Source organism: Antarcticibacterium arcticum (assembly GCF_007993795.1).
Lineage (GTDB): Bacteria > Bacteroidota > Bacteroidia > Flavobacteriales > Flavobacteriaceae > Gillisia > Gillisia arctica.
Window position 1 is genome coordinate 2,615,910 of sequence record NZ_CP042476.1, and the last position, 17,698, is coordinate 2,633,607.

Annotated in this window: 21 protein-coding genes; 10 read left to right on the plus strand and 11 right to left on the minus strand. The window is 39.8% G+C overall.

Features of this window, described 5'->3' with window-relative positions:
• Positions 1-115: 115 nt before the first annotated feature.
• The 5 genes from FK178_RS11840 (at position 116) to FK178_RS11860 (ending at position 4,221) form a co-directional block, all read left to right on the plus strand.
• Positions 116-604 carry a hypothetical protein gene (locus FK178_RS11840; RefSeq protein WP_146835346.1) on the plus strand — a complete coding sequence of 163 codons (489 nt, stop codon included), beginning with the start codon at positions 116-118 and terminating at the stop codon, positions 602-604.
• Positions 605-739: 135 nt separating this feature from the next.
• Complete coding sequence (locus tag FK178_RS11845; protein WP_146835349.1) at positions 740-1,834, plus strand: CNNM domain-containing protein; 1,095 nt, start codon at positions 740-742, stop codon at positions 1,832-1,834.
• Complete coding sequence (locus tag FK178_RS11850) at positions 1,812-2,288, plus strand: methylated-DNA--[protein]-cysteine S-methyltransferase (protein ID WP_146835352.1); 477 nt, start codon at positions 1,812-1,814, stop codon at positions 2,286-2,288. Before FK178_RS11845 ends, FK178_RS11850 begins: the two co-directional genes overlap by 23 nt.
• Before the next feature lie 69 nt (positions 2,289-2,357).
• Positions 2,358-3,515: a serine hydrolase domain-containing protein gene (locus tag FK178_RS11855; protein ID WP_146835356.1), complete on the plus strand. Its 1,158-nt coding sequence runs from the start codon at positions 2,358-2,360 to the stop codon at positions 3,513-3,515.
• Positions 3,508-4,221 carry a 3'-5' exonuclease gene (locus FK178_RS11860; protein WP_146835359.1) on the plus strand — a complete coding sequence of 238 codons (714 nt, stop codon included), beginning with the start codon at positions 3,508-3,510 and terminating at the stop codon, positions 4,219-4,221. The genes FK178_RS11855 and FK178_RS11860 overlap by 8 nt, the downstream gene beginning before the upstream one ends.
• 72 nt (positions 4,222-4,293) lie before the next feature.
• On the opposite strand, the gene amaB is transcribed toward FK178_RS11860, so the two are convergent.
• Both amaB and FK178_RS11870 read right to left on the minus strand, forming a co-directional pair.
• Positions 4,294-5,847 (minus strand): L-piperidine-6-carboxylate dehydrogenase, encoded by a 1,554-nt coding sequence (gene amaB, locus FK178_RS11865; protein ID WP_146835362.1) that lies wholly within the window; start codon positions 5,845-5,847, stop codon positions 4,294-4,296.
• A 54-nt stretch (positions 5,848-5,901) separates the two neighbouring features.
• The gene (locus FK178_RS11870) at positions 5,902-6,450 is read right to left on the minus strand and encodes a 3-hydroxyanthranilate 3,4-dioxygenase (RefSeq protein ID WP_146835365.1); all 549 of its coding nucleotides are present in this window, start codon (positions 6,448-6,450) and stop codon (positions 5,902-5,904) included.
• Between the two features lie 198 nt (positions 6,451-6,648).
• Between FK178_RS11870 and FK178_RS11875 the strand changes: the two genes are divergently transcribed.
• Complete coding sequence (locus FK178_RS11875; protein ID WP_146835368.1) at positions 6,649-7,740, plus strand: isoaspartyl peptidase/L-asparaginase family protein; 1,092 nt, start codon at positions 6,649-6,651, stop codon at positions 7,738-7,740.
• Between the two features lie 96 nt (positions 7,741-7,836).
• Here the strand turns inward: FK178_RS11875 and FK178_RS11880 are convergent, their stop codons facing one another.
• Genes FK178_RS11880 through FK178_RS11895 form a run of 4 tightly spaced genes read right to left on the minus strand, consistent with a single transcriptional unit; the run spans position 7,837 to position 9,782 of the window.
• Positions 7,837-8,118 carry a GNAT family N-acetyltransferase gene (locus FK178_RS11880; RefSeq protein WP_146835370.1) on the minus strand — a complete coding sequence of 94 codons (282 nt, stop codon included), beginning with the start codon at positions 8,116-8,118 and terminating at the stop codon, positions 7,837-7,839.
• 14 nt (positions 8,119-8,132) lie between these two features.
• Positions 8,133-8,627: a YciI family protein gene (locus tag FK178_RS11885; RefSeq protein ID WP_146835373.1), complete on the minus strand. Its 495-nt coding sequence runs from the start codon at positions 8,625-8,627 to the stop codon at positions 8,133-8,135.
• Positions 8,624-9,106 carry a CYTH domain-containing protein gene (locus tag FK178_RS11890; protein ID WP_205677185.1) on the minus strand — a complete coding sequence of 161 codons (483 nt, stop codon included), beginning with the start codon at positions 9,104-9,106 and terminating at the stop codon, positions 8,624-8,626. The genes FK178_RS11885 and FK178_RS11890 overlap by 4 nt, the downstream gene beginning before the upstream one ends.
• Positions 9,107-9,122: 16 nt before the next feature.
• Positions 9,123-9,782: an NAD(P)H-binding protein gene (locus tag FK178_RS11895; protein ID WP_146835379.1), complete on the minus strand. Its 660-nt coding sequence runs from the start codon at positions 9,780-9,782 to the stop codon at positions 9,123-9,125.
• Between the two features lie 204 nt (positions 9,783-9,986).
• On the opposite strand from FK178_RS11895, the gene dinB reads away from it, so the two are divergent.
• Complete coding sequence (gene dinB, locus FK178_RS11900) at positions 9,987-11,087, plus strand: DNA polymerase IV (RefSeq protein WP_146835382.1); 1,101 nt, start codon at positions 9,987-9,989, stop codon at positions 11,085-11,087.
• A 62-nt stretch (positions 11,088-11,149) separates the two neighbouring features.
• Here the strand turns inward: dinB and pyk are convergent, their stop codons facing one another.
• The 5 genes from pyk to FK178_RS11925 all read right to left on the minus strand — a co-directional run bounded on the left by pyk (position 11,150) and on the right by FK178_RS11925 (position 15,422).
• Positions 11,150-12,580: a pyruvate kinase gene (gene pyk, locus FK178_RS11905; RefSeq protein WP_146835385.1), complete on the minus strand. Its 1,431-nt coding sequence runs from the start codon at positions 12,578-12,580 to the stop codon at positions 11,150-11,152.
• Positions 12,580-13,065 carry an IPExxxVDY family protein gene (locus tag FK178_RS11910; protein WP_146835389.1) on the minus strand — a complete coding sequence of 162 codons (486 nt, stop codon included), beginning with the start codon at positions 13,063-13,065 and terminating at the stop codon, positions 12,580-12,582. The genes pyk and FK178_RS11910 overlap by 1 nt, the downstream gene beginning before the upstream one ends.
• A gap of 107 nt (positions 13,066-13,172) precedes the next feature.
• The gene (gene rnc / locus FK178_RS11915) at positions 13,173-13,910 is read right to left on the minus strand and encodes a ribonuclease III (RefSeq protein WP_146835392.1); all 738 of its coding nucleotides are present in this window, start codon (positions 13,908-13,910) and stop codon (positions 13,173-13,175) included.
• Between the two features lie 6 nt (positions 13,911-13,916).
• Positions 13,917-15,170 carry a beta-ketoacyl-ACP synthase II gene (gene fabF, locus FK178_RS11920; protein WP_146835395.1) on the minus strand — a complete coding sequence of 418 codons (1,254 nt, stop codon included), beginning with the start codon at positions 15,168-15,170 and terminating at the stop codon, positions 13,917-13,919.
• An 18-nt stretch (positions 15,171-15,188) separates the two neighbouring features.
• Complete coding sequence (locus FK178_RS11925; protein WP_139066275.1) at positions 15,189-15,422, minus strand: acyl carrier protein; 234 nt, start codon at positions 15,420-15,422, stop codon at positions 15,189-15,191.
• A gap of 146 nt (positions 15,423-15,568) precedes the next feature.
• On the opposite strand from FK178_RS11925, the gene purN reads away from it, so the two are divergent.
• The 3 genes from purN (at position 15,569) to FK178_RS11940 (ending at position 17,659) form a co-directional block, all read left to right on the plus strand.
• On the plus strand, positions 15,569-16,165 hold the full coding sequence (purN, locus tag FK178_RS11930) for a phosphoribosylglycinamide formyltransferase (RefSeq protein WP_146835398.1): 597 nt from the start codon (positions 15,569-15,571) through the stop codon (positions 16,163-16,165).
• Positions 16,162-16,629, plus strand: a complete 468-nt coding sequence (gene rnhA, locus FK178_RS11935; RefSeq protein WP_146835401.1) for a ribonuclease HI — start codon at positions 16,162-16,164, stop codon at positions 16,627-16,629. The genes purN and rnhA overlap by 4 nt, the downstream gene beginning before the upstream one ends.
• Positions 16,630-16,720: 91 nt before the next feature.
• Positions 16,721-17,659, plus strand: a complete 939-nt coding sequence (locus FK178_RS11940; RefSeq protein WP_146835403.1) for a PfkB family carbohydrate kinase — start codon at positions 16,721-16,723, stop codon at positions 17,657-17,659.
• The last annotated feature ends 39 nt before the right edge of the window (positions 17,660-17,698 follow it).

Below are 17,698 nucleotides of genomic sequence, written 5' to 3' on the forward strand. Positions count from 1 at the left end.
AAAATCAGATCAACAAAACAGGGCATTTTTTAACATTCCGGTGATTTCTGTATAAGAACTTCCCGGGGAACAGAACTGCCTGAATATTAATAATAACACTAAATCACTTTTAAAAATGGACACATCTTCAATCGCCATTGGCGTTCTATTAATGTTACTTTTCGTGGGACCAATTATGTATATGATCCTTAAACAAAACAATCAGGACAAGAACAGGTTAAAGAACCTGAAGAACATAAGCAATCAACATCAACTTGAGCTCAACGAGTTTGAGCTCACCAATTCACTGCTATTAGGACTTGATTCCAGGGCCAAAAAACTTGTGGTAGTAGAACCTTTAAACAATATGCAGTACAACATCATTGACCTAAACGCGGTAAAGGTGAGCCACGTTTCTAAAAAGGGACTTCCACAGGTAAACGGAACCAAGGGAGACCCGGCAATAACCCACATAAGTCTCGATCTTTTACAAAAAAACTCTAAAGAAAATGCTGCCGAAATTGTTTTTTATGATGAAGATGATGATACAAGCTATAATGTGGAAACTCAAATGTTCCTTGCCAATAAATGGGACAGATTAATAAGGTCTAACATTCCGACCTGATAAGATTTCTTAGATTGCTAAATAGGAGTTTTACTGAAAAGTAGAACTCCTGTTTAATTTAAAAGCTTTAATATAGTTTTTTACTTATTTGACCTAATATTATTTAATTTAGAGTTTCTAATATGATTTTAACCCATGGGATTACTTCTCTTTTATGCTATTATATCAATATTTTTCTCCTTTTTATGTTCTATCCTTGAAGCTGCCCTGCTAAGTTTTACCCCGGGTTTTATTAAACTGAAAGTAAAGGAAGGAAAAGCATATGCTCACACGTTAACCAATTTAAAAAAAGACATAGATAAACCCTTAATTGCAATATTAACAGTTAATACCGTTGCCCATACAGTTGGGGCTATAATGGTTGGGGTACAATCTGAAAAAGTTTTTGGTGACGGCGGTGGGGCGGTAGGAATCGTTTCGGCTGTGATGACCATTGCCATCCTGGTACTTTCTGAAATTATACCCAAGACAATTGGTGCTACATACTGGCAGTCCCTGGGGAAATTTACAGCCACTACCTTAAAGCTTATGATCTTTCCCTTAAAATATACCGGAATCCTCTGGCTTATGTTATTAACCACCAAATTGATTGGGAAATCGGCACACGTTAGCACCATGAGCAGGGAAGAGTTTATAGCCCTATCTGATACAGCCGGGGAAGAAGGCGTTTTTGAAGAAAGTGAAACTACCGTGATCAAAAATATCCTGGTTTTTAAATCGGTACTGGCGAAAGATGTGATGACCCCATTTTCGGTTTCGGTGATAGAGAATGAAGCTACTACCATTGAGCACTTTCATAATACCCATAAAAATCTTCAATTTTCCCGAATACCCATTTATAAGAATAAACCAAATAACATTACCGGTTTTATACTTAAGGATGATGTATTGGAAGAACTTATAAATAACAGAGGGGATGAGCCCCTGTCAATCTTAAGACGGGAAATCTTCATTACCAGGCCCAAAACCCCCATTCCTGAACTTTTTGAGATCTTTATCCAGCGAAAGAATCATATTGCGATTGTAATAGATGAATATGGAAACAACCTTGGGTTGGTAACCATGGAAGATATTATAGAAACTTTACTGGGGCTCGAAATTATGGATGAAAGTGATGATATTGAAGATATGCAGGTTTTGGCCCGAAAGAACTGGGAAAAACGGGCAAAAAAGATTGGGCTTGTAAAACGGGATGATATTGATATAGATGAAGGTAACCAGTCTGTTTAAAACCCCTCTGGGCACCGCCGAAATATCAGGCTGTGAAAGTGGGATATCTTCTATTAGGATCCTTGATGAATACCGTTCAGAAAGCACTGAAATACCTGCTGTTCTACTACCGGCGGTACAACAATTGAAGGCATATTTTAACGGAGAATTACAGGAATTCAATTTGAAATTGAATCCGGAAGGCACTCCATTTCAAAAATCGGTATGGAACAATCTCACCCAGATTCCCTATGGAAAAACACAATCTTACCTCGAGCTATCTAAAAAGCTAGGTGATGTTAAAGCCATAAGAGCCGTGGCGGCTGCAAATGGAAAAAACCCACTGTGGATTGTGGTCCCCTGTCACAGGGTGATTGGCAGTGATGGTTCCCTCACCGGTTATGCCGGAGGTCTTTGGCGAAAAAAATGGTTACTGGACCATGAATTTCCACCGGTACAACAAAGTTTGTTCTAGCTTTTACTCGCACTTTAAGCCATCTTCCCATACAACCGCATTGTTAATTTTCTTAATTTTAAAGAAGATATGAAAACACTTGTAAGAATACTGGGGTTAATAGCGGGCCTGCTCCTTGTGGCCATTTTGCTACTGTATATTTTTAATTATGAATATATTCTGCGCGGGCTTAGTGTGGTTTATTTTAAAGGCCATACCACCGCGTATATTGATGATCATCCGGAATTTTCAAACCGGGTTATTCCGGCGGGGGAACAACCTCAGCCCTGGCCATCTCATAAAATGTATAATAGCGCAGCTCCTACAAAAAGGCTGGAGCAAACCAATAGAGACCTTGGCACAGTTGCTTTTATGATCATTAAAAATGATAGTATCTGGTATGAGAATTATACAGAAGGGTATGATAAAAGTTCTCTTACCAACTCCTTTTCAATGGGAAAATCCATTACCACGGCACTGCTGGGAAAAGCTATCAAAGATGGATATATTAAAGATCTGGATCAACCGGTAACAGATTTTTTCCCCGAATTTGAAAATCCGGATTTTCCGGCATTAACTGTGGGAGACCTGTCCTCTATGGCTTCAGGGCTTAACTGGGAAGAAAATTATTACAATCCGTTTTCGGTTACAGCACGGGTGTATTTTGATAATGACATTAGGAAAATAGCGCGGGATCTCAGAATCATAAGCGAGCCGGGCAAAGAGTTTGAATATCTTAGCGGGAATACCATTCTTCTGGGTCTTGTAATTGAAAAGGCCACTCAAAAAGATCTTTCTTCCTATTTAAGCGAAAGTTTCTGGAAACCTATGGGGATGAGTGGAGATGCGCTTTGGCAATTGGACAGTGATGAAAGTGGAATGGAAAAAGCTTTTTGCTGTATTGCCTCAAACGCCAGGGATTTTGCGAAATTCGGAAAGCTTTTTAAGGAATACGGCAAATGGAATAATACACAGATTCTGGATTCTGCTTTCGTGGCAACCGCAATAAAACCTCGATTTGAAGCCTCTCCACAATATGGTTACGGTTTTTGGCTTAGTGAGTATAATGGAAAAGAGATCTTTTACATGCGGGGAGTTCTTGGCCAGTATGTTATTGTAATACCTGAAGATGATCTCATAATTGTGCGGCTTGGGCAAAAGCTTATTAAACGTAACGATGAAGAGGAGCATTCCCCAGATTTTTTCATTTATATTGAAGAAACCTATAAAATGCTGGGTAATGATTAGAAAACTTAATTTGGAACATATTCTCTTCCTTGATATCGAAACCGTACCGGAAGAAAAGAACTTCAACGATCTTACCGAAGAAAAAAAGAAGTTATGGGAGGAGAAATCCAAATATCAGCGAAAGGAGGATTTCACTCCTGAAGAGTTCTATGACCGGGCCGGCATTTGGGCCGAATTCGGGAAGATAATTTGTATCTCTGTGGGATTTTTTAAGTTTAAAAACGGGGTAAGAACGTTTAGGGTTACCACTTTCAAGGGGGCTGAAGAAAAGATCCTTCTGGATTTCTCTGAATTGCTTGAATCCCACTTTTACAAGCCTCATCATTTACTTTGTGCTCATAACGGTAAGGAATTTGACTTTCCTTATATAGCCCGCCGGTGCATGATCCATAATCTTCCTTTACCCGGTAAACTGGATCTCTTCGGAAAAAAACCCTGGGAGGTACCACACCTGGATACCTTGGAATTATGGAAATTTGGGGATTACAAACATTATACTTCCCTTAAGCTCCTCACCAATGTTCTTGGAATTCCTTCTCCCAAAGAAGATATAGATGGGAGTGAAGTGAGGGATGTATTTTACATAGACCATGGTATTGGAAGGATTGTAAATTACTGCGAAAAAGACGTAGTCGCCATTGCTCAGGTAATTTTGAAATTGCGCCAGGAATCTTTGCTGGAAGAATCAGAAATTATAACCGTATAGCTGTTAAACAAAAAAGCCCACATTGGTGATGTGGGCTTATCTTATAAATTAAAGTTGAAGCTTTTAATCTTCTTAAAGATCAAATTTTATACCCTGCGCAAGAGGCAATTCAGTAGTATAATTGATCGTATTGGTTTGTCTCCTCATATAGATCTTCCAGGCATCAGAACCAGATTCACGGCCGCCACCTGTATCCTTTTCACCTCCAAATGCGCCGCCTATCTCTGCTCCGCTGGTTCCTATGTTCACATTTGCGATTCCGCAATCTGATCCCTGCACAGAAAGAAAGTGTTCTGCCTCCCGAAGGTTATTGGTCATAATAGCCGAAGATAATCCTTGTCTTACCCCGTTTTGGATCTCGAGGGCATCTTCGATATTTCCTGAATACTTTAGCAGGTAAAGCACAGGAGCGAAAGTTTCGTGCTGAACAATCTCATAGCTGTTTTCTGCTTCAGCAATCGCGGGTTTTACATAACATCCGCTTTCATAACCTTCACCCTCCAGGACTCCTCCTTCTACGATGATCTTTCCGCCCTCTTTCACCACTTTATCAAGCGCAGCCTGGTAATTCTTAACAGCGTCTTTATCTATCAATGGCCCTACATGATTCTTTTCATCAAGAGGGTTACCTATCCTTAATTGTTTATATGCAGCAACCACAGCATCTTTTACTTTATCATACATAGATTCATGTATGATGAGTCTGCGGGTAGAGGTGCATCGCTGGCCGGCAGTACCCACTGCCCCAAATACAGCCCCAATAACCGTCATTTTTATATCGGCATCGGGTGTAACTATTATCGCATTATTTCCACCAAGCTCAAGCAGCGTCTTTCCAAGTCTTTCCGCTACTTTAGAGGCTACGATTTTTCCCATTCTTGTAGAACCAGTAGCAGAGATAAGAGGAATTCTTTCATCATTGGTCATCATTTCCCCAACTTTGTAATCTCCTGAAACAAGACAGGAAATTCCTTCAGGCACTCCATTTTCAGCAAACACTTTAGCGGCGATCTTTTGGCAAGCTACAGAGGTAACCGGGGTTTTCTCAGATCCTTTCCAAACACATGCATCTCCACATACCCACGCAAGTGCTGTATTCCATGACCATACAGCAACCGGAAAATTAAATGCTGAAATGATACCAACCACTCCCAATGGATGATATTGTTCATACATTCTATGCCCGGGCCGTTCTGAATGCATCGTCAAACCATGTAACTGCCGGGACAATCCTACTGCAAAATCACATATATCTATCATTTCCTGAACCTCGCCTAAACCTTCCTGATAAGATTTTCCCATTTCATAAGAAACGAGTTTTCCCAGAGGCTCCTTAAGCCTTCGCAGTTCATCATTGAATTTTCTAACGATCTCTCCCCTTTGAGGTGCCGGCATTACTTTCCAGGTTTTAAAACCTTCTGTAGCGGCACTCATGACCTTCTCATAATCTTCCCTGGTGGTAGATCTTACCTTTCCTATAAGGGCACCATCAACGGGGGAATATGATTCAATAATTTCCCCGCTTCCAAAGAAATTTGCACCGGTGGATGTTCCTTCATTGATATCTTCAATTCCCAGGGCTTCCAGGGCTTGTTTAATTCCAAATTTTTGGGTAATTTCACTCATTTATTCTCTGTTTTATGCTGTTTTGTTGTTTGTTTATCGCGAAAATACTAAAATTTAATCGTTTTGTACTTCTGCTATAAATTTGGGATCGGCGGGCATTACCGTCCCGCAATTCTGGCAGGTTCTTAATTCTTCACTTTGATAAAACTTTTTAAAATGAGCCAGGAAATCGGTTTCGATATTATCCAGGGGAAAGAAGACCTCATATAATTTATTATTGCAATTATCACAATACCAAAGCAAACCGTCCATTCCTTCCAATCCAACTCTTTTTCGCTCAATTACAATACCTATTGAGCCCTCCTCCCTTTCGGGCGAATGCGGTACTTTTCCCGGATGCAGGTACATATCTCCCGGACCCAGTTCCATTGTTCTTTTTAATCCGTTTTCCTGAATATGGACCTTTATGTTCCCTTCCAGTTGATAAAATAACTCCTCGGTCTCATTATAGTGGTAATCTTTCCGGGCATTAGGCCCACCAACTACCATCACTATATAATCATTTGATTCTCTGTAAATATTTTTATTTCCAACCGGCGGCTTTAAAAGATCTCGGTTTTGTTCTATCCACTTATTGAGATTGAAAGGTTTATCTATTGGCATCCTCGATTTTTTTAGAATTTTATAAATTTAAGCATTATCACCTACAATGTCCCGAAGGTTCTTAAAATGTTTTGAAACTCTCAGGTATGGAATAATCACCGGTAAATTACAGGCATACTTAAACACATTTTTCAACCGGTATTCATTTTTTTATTTATTACTTTTATCTTTCTATGTCCTAATCTCAAATAACAGCAAATGAAAAAATTACTACTACTGCTTACCTTCGTCTCGTTAATGGCATGTAACCAATCTACAGTTGATAAAAAACCTTTGGGGGAAACCGGAGAGGTTCCTGTTTCAGACAAAGTGGAAGGAGATAATTTTGGGATCGTAATTCATGGCGGTGCCGGGACAATTTTAAAAGAAAACATGACCGATTCCCTGGAAATAGAATACAAAGCTGTTCTTGAAGAAGCGATAAGGGTAGGACATCAAATACTTGCTGAAGGGGGTACCTCCCTGGAGGCTGTACAGCGTACAATTAATGTAATGGAAGACCATCCTTTGTTTAATGCAGGGAAGGGAGCAGTATTTACAAACGAGGGAAAGAATGAACTGGATGCCTCTATTATGGATGGCGAAACTTTAAAAGCTGGTGCCGTAGCAGGAGTAACTACGGTTAAAAATCCCATTAATCTTGCTTACCGGGTAATGTCAAAATCCCCTCACGTTTTCCTTGCAGGGAAGGGTGCAGAGCAGTTTGCTGAGGAACAGGGGCTGGAACTTGTTGAACCTGCTTATTTTCACACAGAGGCGAGGTTTAAAGCACTTGAAAGGATTAAGGAAACTGAAACAACTGAACTGGATCACAACGCCGGAAAATCGGCATTTGTAGATCCCTTTATCAAAGATTCCAAATATGGAACCGTTGGAGCGGTGGCGCTGGATAAGAACGGAAATCTTGCGGCCGGGACCTCAACAGGAGGAATGACCAATAAAAAATGGAACCGAATTGGAGATGTTCCAATAATAGGAGCAGGAACTTATGCCAATAATGCAACTTGTGCGGTATCTGCCACAGGATGGGGAGAATACTTTATTCGTGGAGTGGTCGCTTATGATATTTCAGCAATGATGGAATATAAGAAAATGAGCCTTGAGGAGGCGGCACAGGCGGTAGTACAGGATAAATTAACGGAATTAGGCGGGGAAGGCGGAATTATTGCCATAGACAATAAAGGAAATATTGCCATGGAATTCAACTCGGCAGGGATGTATCGGGCTGCAATGAACAAAAATGGGGAGTTGACTATGGGAATTTATAAAGAGAACGAAAAAGCTAAATAATTACTACAAATTGTATATAAAAACTGCCTCTGAGATAAGATCAGAGGCAGTTTTTATATTCAGAGGGTTGATCCTTTGGATTCTCCTTAATAGTAACTAATTTAAAACATCATCATAATCTGACGATCTTTCCATTAGTGTTTTGGCATACGAGCATACAGGTACAATCTTATAATTATTATTCCGTGCATATTCAGCAGCGCTTTTAAGCAATTCTTTCCCTACTCCTTTTCCTTTATATGTTGAAATAACTTCTGTATGATCTAAACTAAATTTATTTTCCCCGGCAGAAGTATACGTCATCTTACCCGCCTCTCTGCCTTCGATGAGTGCGGTGAAATCTCCTGAGCCATCGTTTTCTGTATGTTTTACCTGCATATTGTTTATTTATTTTAATTTAATTTCCCTCCTTTAGCGGTCCACCAGGGGCGAACTTCAACTTCCAGTCTTCCTGCCTGTACCATTGGATCCAATCTCGCGAGGCTGTCTGCCTCCTTTTGTGTGGGAGTATTATACACCACAATCCCTCTTATATCCCCATCGTCTCCCATAGGTCCTGTAAGGCTTGAGTAGCCTTCTACATACATCCTTTCAAGATGCGCCATATGTTGCTCCTGGAGCTTGGCTGCAGTAGCCGAATCCTGAGAGCGGTTGGTTCCTTTTTTAAGAAATACAATAAAATATTGCTGCATTAAATAGGTGGTATCACCTTCTTCATACAAAAATGTTTTATAACCTTTTTTATTAAGCTCATCGGCTATGGATTTAGCGTTGGGAGCCTCTGTCTTCACCCTGGCTTCGGCCGGGATACCCCGCACTTTTTCTATTGGCTGCTCACAAGATACAATAAGCAGCATCAAACCAATTAACAGCGATAATCTTTTCATTCCAAATCTTTTTTCCAGTTAATATAAGGATCTTTACTTAATTGAGAATTATAATACCGCACATCTCCGGTAACCTCCTCTCCAAGCCAGGAGGGTTTTACAAAAATCTCATCTTCTTTATTCAATTCGATTTCGGCAATGATAAGACCCAGGTTTTTTCCAAAAAATTCATCGACCTCAAAAGTGTGGTTATCATTTTTTACCAGGTACCTCACTTTTTCTATTTTTCCGGGTTCGCATAAATCCAGCAGGACTTCTGCTTCAACCACAGGAATTTCCTTTTCCCATTCAAACCTGCTCAATCCGTTTTTTGAAGAAATACCTTTAATTGTTATAAAAGCGTGTTTACCATTGATCCTAACACGCACAGTCCTTTCAGGATCTGTGTTTAAAAAGCCCTGTATTATCCTGGTTTGTTGATATGAACCGGTTTTAAAATCGGAAGACTTAACAAGGAATTTGCGTTCAATTTCAATCATCAAAAATTATGGAGTATTAAGATTTTTCAGCTATTTCCCTTATTTCGTTTGATTGGATCCTGGTGTGTTTAAATCCATGTTTATCTACCTGTATCATTGCCCGGGCAATAATTTCGGGGTGAATGGACCTGTATTTTTTCAGGGGTCCAACCAGGACGAAATTAAGAACTTTCAAGGCATTTTTGGCGAGATTTTCAAAAAACCGTTTTTCCACCCTGTCCCCGGCAATAAGAGAAGGCTGGAATATGTACGTGTTAGTAATGTTTTGAGCAAGAACAGCTTCTTCCATTTCCCCTTTGATCCTGTTATAAAAAACCTTGCTGCCGGGGCTGGAACCCATTGAAGAGATCACTTCAAATGTTTCAATTCCATTCTCATTACAAAGCTTAGCGGCAGCTACCGGGATTCCATAATCTATTTTACGATAAGTATCCTCATCTGGCGTTTTACTTTTGGTAGTTCCAATACAGCAAAAAACCACATCGGCATTAAAAAGTTCCCCATATTCTTCCAGCTTAAACAAGTCAATAAGATGTTCTTCTATTTTTTCATCTTTAACCGCAACCGATGATCTTGAAAAAAGGACCACTTTTCCATAAGCAGGATCTTTTAATAATTTCTGAAGTAAAATTCCGCCGGTGAGGCCGGTTGCTCCTAATAATATTGCTGTTTTCATATCCTTGTTTAAAAAGTTCGCTTTTTGAAAATTAAGCATACCGGGGTTTATATAAAGATAGGTGTTTGATCTCAATTTTAAATATGTACGAAAAAGAGATCTTATGAGATTTTTTAAAACAAACAATTGAAATGAGGCTTTCCCAGCACCTTTGTTTGAAAAAAGGAAAGGCTGAATAAAACTAAGTTTCATTAAATTTGCTGTATGCAGGATTCCGTTGTTTTACGCAAGATCATTCATATAGATATGGATGCCTTTTATGCTTCAGTAGAACAACTGGACAATCCTGAACTTTTGAATAAAGCTATAGCTGTTGGCGGAAGTGAGGAAAGAGGTGTAGTAGCAGCGGCAAGTTATGAAGCCCGTAAGTTTGGGGTGAGGAGCGCGATGAGCAGTGTTATTGCCAAACGCAATTGTCCTCATTTAATTTTTGTAAAACCGCGATTTGAACGTTACAGGGAAGTTTCCAACCAGATAAGGGAAATTTTTCTGGAGTATACAGATCTGGTGGAACCCCTTTCCCTTGATGAGGCTTACCTGGATGTTACCATCAACAAAAAAGGAAATCCCAGTGCCACCTTGATCGCCAAAGAGATTCGGCAAAAAATTAAAGAAAAGACAGGGTTAAATGCCTCGGCAGGGATTTCAATTAATAAATTCATAGCCAAAGTGGCCAGTGACATTAATAAACCTAACGGGCAAAAAACCGTAAATCCGGAAGAAGTTGAAGAGTTTCTTGAAAAACTGGAGATAAGGAAATTTCATGGAGTGGGAAAGGTGACCGCCGAGAAAATGTACCAACTGGGTATTTTTAAGGGGGCCGACCTTAAATTAAAAACGGAAGAATTCCTTACTGAGAATTTTGGAAAAAGCGGACCCTATTATTACCAGGTAGTAAGAGGAAACCACAGCAGCGAGGTAAAACCTAACAGGATAAGGAAATCCCTTGGTGCAGAAAGAACCTTTGATACCAATATCTCTTCTGAAATATTTATGCTGGAACGGCTGGAAAATATTGCGGAAGAAATTGAACGAAGGCTGAAAAAAAACAAGGTGGCGGGGAAAACCATTACCTTAAAAATAAAGTACAGTGATTTTACCTTACATACCCGAAGCAAAACAATTCCATACTACATCTCCTCAAAAAAGCTGATCCAGGATATTGCCCGGGAGTTGCTCTTTCAGGAAAAAATGAAAGAATCTGTTAGGCTTCTTGGTATTACACTTTCAAATTTAAATACCGCTGATATACAGGGGAAAACCGAAGAAAAAGAAATTGCTGTACAGCTGCGATTTGAATTTTGATAAAATAAAAAACCACGTCTCAGGATTATGAGACGTGGCTTATCAAGTGTATTCTAAAAATGTTATTCTATCTCTGTAACTCTAAGCGTATTTACCATCCCCTTATTGGCAATGGGCATTGCTGCCAGGTTGATTACATAATCGCCATGCTCCACGTAGCCCGCATCCTGCGCTATTTTATTGATGTCCTCAATAGTTTCATCTGTAGTGGAGTACTTGTCATAAAAGAAAGCCTTAACTCCCCACAGCAAACTCAATTGAGAAAGGATCCTGCGGTTGGAGGTAAATACCAGAATGTTTGAAACCGGTCTCCAGGCCGAGATCTGGAAAGCCGTATAACCACTGTTTGTAAGGGTACAAATAGCCTGGGCCTTAATTTCATTGGCCATAGTGGCGGCATGATAACAAATTGCCTTGGTAATATATCTTTTGGTACGAATGTGGGGCGGATCGTGCGGCACCTTGATGAGGGGCGAATTTTCGACTGCCTTAATGATCTGGGTTATTTTTTCAACCACCTGTACGGGATAATTCCCAACAGAGGTTTCACCGCTTAACATTACTGCATCTGCCCCATCCATAATAGAATTGGCAACATCATTTACTTCAGCCCGGGTTGGAGTTAAACTTGTTATCATCGTCTCCATCATTTGGGTAGCGATAATAATAGGAATACGTGCTTTTTTGGCGGTTAGTACCAATTGTTTCTGGATAAGCGGTACCTCGTGGGCAGGTATCTCAACTCCCAGATCTCCACGTGCAACCATTAATCCGTCGCAATAGGCTACAATTTTGTCAATATTTTTAACTCCTTCAGGCTTTTCAATTTTGGATATAATAGGAATCTTATGTTCACTATGCTGCTTAATAAGATCCTGAAGCAGGATAAGATCATTTTCATTTCTAACGAAGGACAGTGCCATCCAATCTACCTTTTGCTCACATGCAAAGATAGCATCAGCGATATCTTTTTCCGTTAAGGCAGGCAATGAGATATTAGTATTGGGAAGGTTCACGCCTTTTTTAGATTTTAAAGGGCCTCCCTGTATTACCTTAGTTACAACTTCATCAACCTTATTGGTGCTTACTATTTCAAATATTAGCTTCCCGTCATCAAGTAAAATACGTTCTCCCTTTTGTACATCCTGGGGAAAAGTTTCGTAATTCATATACACGCGCGAGGCAGTTCCCTTGAACTCCTTGCCTGTAGCAAAAACAATCTTATCACCGGGATTAACGATCACTTCCTCCTTCATCACCCCAACCCGAAGCTTTGGGCCCTGTAGATCTCCCAATATGGCTGCCGTATAGCCAAATTCTTCATTTAACTCCCGGATCATCTGGATCCTTTCCTTTACATCATCATAGTTGGCGTGGGAAAAATTGATCCTGAACACATTCACACCGGCATCCAGCATGTCCTTTAAAACAGCTTTGGTGCTGGTTGCGGGTCCTAAGGTGGCAACGATCTTGGTTCTTTTATTTATAGGCATTATTCTAAAATTAAATTATTTTTTGATTTAAGTTGATTATGATCAACTATATATGTTGTTACGATATTTGGAATGGAAGCAATGCGCCCGGTCATATCCTGTAAGCGCTCCTCATCCATATCTTCTTCAATTTTTAAAAAGTAATCTACATCCCGGTACTCAGGAATAAGATATGTAAGTTGTGGGGAAATATCCTCTTCAGAAAAAAGCGAACCTGAACTCACAACTTTTTTTACCGGACCTTTATATTTATTTTTAATAAGGTAATAGGTCCTGTATTGAGCAGGTTCCTTAAAAAGATAAAGAGGGTACAATGCCTGAACATTCCCGTGGTTAAAATCAAGGTCGTGGGCAGCCCGTTTAAAACTTATCTGTAGATGCTTATTAATAAGATATGCAACTTTATACTCTTCTAAAGAACAATGTATTGCAAGTAATTGATAATCCTCCTCTACCTCATCCAGCATTAATTTATGGGACAACATACTCCAAAACTTTAGTGCTAAAGATAAAATAAGATTGCCAAATTATCATATTAATGATGATAATTTTAGGATATATCTACGAAAACGATATAGTTAAACAGGAATTCTTATTCGTTTTCAATATGTGTTTGCAGGGCATAATAGGCTCTTTTTGAAGCTTTCTCTTCAGCTTTTTTCTTAGAAGTGGCCCTTGCTTTGGCCACAACCCTATCATCAATGCGCAGTTTTACTGCAAAATGCTTGACTTCATCATTTCCGGTATCTTCGTAGACTTCAAAATTAAAGCTCTTCTTTTTCTTTTGGCACCATTCAATAAGCAGGCTTTTATAACTTATAACCTTACCTTCCAGTTGTTCAATATCTACATAAGGATTAATAACCCTTTCATAGATAAACCTCTTGCAGTATTTATAACCTCTGTCCCAATAAATAGCACCAACCAGTGCTTCAAACAGGTTGCCATGGATATTTACACCAAACTGGTCCTTTGGAATATTGGTTTGTACAAAAGAAATAAGATTAAGGTCTTTTCCCAGTTCATTCAAATGCTTGCGGCTCACAATCTTTGAGCGCATCTTGGTAAGGTACCCTTCATTACCCCCGGGTACGGTTTTAAACAAGTAGCCGGCTATCACGGCGCTTAACATGGCATCGCCTAAAAATTCCAGCCTTTCAAAATTTACGGCATTACCAAGTTTATCCTTTTGATTAAGGGATCTATGGGTAAAGGCTTTTTCGTAATGCGTAATATTTTTGGGCTTAAACCCCAGGATCTTCTGCATTGCAATAAAAAAATTCCCGCCTTTTGAAGAACGGGAATTTAATATGTTTCGAATAACACTCATAAGGGCTTATTCAACAAACTTTCTAAATAATACACAAGCATTATGTCCTCCAAAACCAAAGGTATTGCTCATTACAACATTCACCTCCCGGTGTTGCGCTTTGTTAAGGGTGAGATTTAACTCCGGGTCAATGTTCTCGTCCCGGTGTTCATGATTGATAGTTGGAGGAACTATCCCGTGTTGCATAGACAATATTGCAGATATTGCTTCCACCGCTCCGGCGGCACCTAAAAGGTGGCCCGTCATAGATTTGGTAGAGTTGATATTAATATTTTTGGCGTGTTCCCCAAAAACAATGCTTATTGCTTTTAGTTCAGCCACATCTCCAAGCGGAGTTGAGGTACCATGAGTATTAATAGCATCAACATCTTCAGGATTGATCTCTGCATTTTTTAAACAGTTCTTCATAACGGCCACCACTCCAGTTCCCTCGGGATGAGGGGCTGTCATGTGGTAAGCATCTGAAGATAATCCTCCTCCAATAAATTCGGCATAGATCTTGGCTCCACGTGCTTTTGCATGCTCATATTCCTCCAGGACAATTGCACCTGCTCCTTCTCCCAACACAAAACCATCTCTGGTAGCATCAAAAGGTCTGGAAGCAGTTTCAGGACTGTCATTTCTGGTTGAAAGCGCGTGCATAGCATTAAAACCGCCCATTCCCGCCATAGTTACCGCAGCTTCAGATCCCCCTGAAATTATAATATCACTGTACCCCAGTCTAATATAATTCAAAGCATCTATCATCGCATTGGCTGCCGAAGCACAAGCCGAAACCGTGGTATAATTAGGGCCCATTAATCCATGCCTGATTGAGATATTACCCGGGGCAATATCAGCAATCATTTTAGGAATGAAAAAAGGATTGAATCGTGGAGTTCCATCTCCCTGGGCAAAATTTATAACCTCGTCCTGGAAAGTTTCAAGTCCGCCAATCCCTGCACCCCAAATAACACCAACCCGATATTTATCGATAGTATCCATGTCAATTCCCGAGTCTTTTATAGCCTCATCGGAAGCAACTATTGCATACTGAGCGAACCTATCTAGTTTTCTGGCCTCTTTGCGGTCAAAATAATCAAGAACATCAAAGTTTTTTAACTCACAAGCGAATTTAGTTTTGAATTTTTCTGAATCAAAATAGGTAATAGGGGCACATCCGCTTTTGCCGGCCACCAATGAGTTCCAATATTCTTCAACATTGTTTCCAATAGGTGTTAAGGCCCCTAAGCCTGTAACTACAACTCGCTTTAACTCCATAAAATGGTATTCTTTGTTTTATTTTGCGTTTTCAATATAAGAGATGGCCTGGCCAACGGTAGCAATGTTCTCTGCCTGATCATCCGGGATCTGGATGTCAAATTCTTTCTCAAACTCCATGATCAATTCCACGGTGTCTAATGAATCAGCGCCCAAGTCGTTGGTGAAGCTGGCTTCGTTTACAACTTCATTCTCGTCAACTCCTAATTTGTCAACGATAATCGCTTTTACTCTTGATGCAATGTCTGACATAATATTCTATTTTAATTTTGATTAGGTGGCAAAAATAAAAAACTTTATTTTAAAACCGGTTTTTAGTTTAAAAATGTGGAGGTAATTTACGCAAATTTCATTTAAACCCTTTATTTTTACCCTTAATTATTGTTAATACTCCCATTTTGAATTCATCCAACCCTATATCTCCTAAGAAATTAGTCATCTTCGCATCGGGTTCAGGAACCAATGCTGAAAACATTATAAAATACTTCAAAAATTCCGGTACTGCTGAAGTTGTTGCCGTTCTTTCCAATAATAAAGGTGCCAAAGTCCTAAAAAGAGCCTATGACCTGGATGTAAAGGCGCTTCATTTTGACCGCGACGCTTTTTATAATACACAGGAAGTTCATCATGTGCTTAAGGACATGAAACCCGACCTTATCATACTGGCAGGATTTTTATGGCTTTTCCCTGAAAATATCCTAAAAAGCTTTCCCAACAAAGTGATCAACCTACACCCTGCACTGTTACCAAAGTTTGGTGGAAAGGGAATGTATGGGGAAGCGGTTCATAAAGCGGTATTGGAACACAAAGAGAAAGAAACCGGCATAACCATACATTATGTAAACCCCAAATATGATGAAGGAAATATAATTTTCCAGGATTCCTTTGAAATTAACCCGGAAATGACCCATATGGACATTGCAACAAGGATACATGAACTCGAATACCGCCACCTGCCGGTAGTAATTGAAAATTTATTAAATTCTCAGGTTTGACCAACGCAACAGTTCATATATATACAGATGGGGCAGCAAGAGGTAACCCGGGGCCCGGTGGGTATGGGATTGTAATGGAATGGATAGGCAAACCATACCGCAAAGAATTTTCAAAAGGCTTTGCGCACACTACCAACAACCGGATGGAACTTTTGGCGGTAATAGATGCCCTGAAAAAGCTTAAAAATCCGGCTACATCTGCAATTGTATTCACAGATTCCAAATATGTGGCAGATGCGGTAGAGAAAGGTTGGGTATTTGGATGGGAAAAAAAAGGATTTAAGGACCGGAAAAATGCCGATTTGTGGCGGGATTTTCTTGTTGAGTACCGCAACCATAACGTAAAGTTCAAGTGGATAAGAGGGCATAACAATCATCCTCAAAATGAGCGTTGTGACGCTCTCGCGGTAGAGGCGTCCAAAAAGCCCCGCCTGCAACCCGACACAGGATTTAAACCAGAGTAGTTGCTCAATTACAGGCTTGCTAAAGTTTATTAAATCCCTTATCTCTTGAAAAACAAAATGTATATTTGCACCTCAATTTTGAAATCTGGTTATGAGTAAATTATTGATAGTAGGCACTGTTGCCTTCGATGCAATTGAAACCCCTTTTGGAAAAACAGACAAAATACTTGGCGGCGCGGCAACCTATATAGGGTTATCATCTGCCCGTTTTAATATTGATACAGGAATAGTATCCATAGTAGGCGAAGATTTTCCAGAGGAACATTTTAATCTCCTTACCAGAAACGGTATAAATATAGATGGTATTGAAATTGTAAAAGGAGGTAAAACTTTCTTTTGGAGTGGAAAATATCACAATGATCTTAATACCCGGGACACCCTGGAAACCCAACTTAACGTGCTGGCTGATTTTTACCCTGTGGTGCCTCAAAAATATAAAGATGCAGAATTTGTGATGTTGGGAAACCTGCATCCCCTGGTACAGCTTAGTGTATTGGAACAAATAAGCAAACCTACGCTGGTAGTTCTGGATACCATGAATTTCTGGATGGACAATGCCTGGGATGACCTGTTAAAGGTTATTAAAAGGGTTGATGTAATTACTATTAACGATGAAGAGGCGAGACAGCTAACAGGAGAACATTCCCTGGTAAAAGCTGCCAGAAAAATAGCTGAATTAGGCCCTAAATATGTGGTTATCAAAAAAGGCGAACACGGAGCATTATTGTTTAATAATGAGCAAATTTTCTTTGCTCCAGCCCTTCCTCTGGAAGAAGTGTTTGATCCTACGGGGGCCGGGGATACCTTTGCAGGAGGATTTACGGGATATCTTGCTCAAACCGGGGATGTATCTTTTGAAAATATGAAAAGTGCTGTAATTTACGGCTCAGGGATGGCTTCTTTTTGTGTAGAAAAATTTGGCACAGAACGCATGGAATCCCTTGGTGATGAAGAAATACAGTCGCGTATGAAGGAATTCAAAAATTTAACACAATTTGATATAGAATTGTCTGCGAATAAAGCCCTGTAATTATAGGGCTTTTTTTGTGACAAAGATACCACAACAACA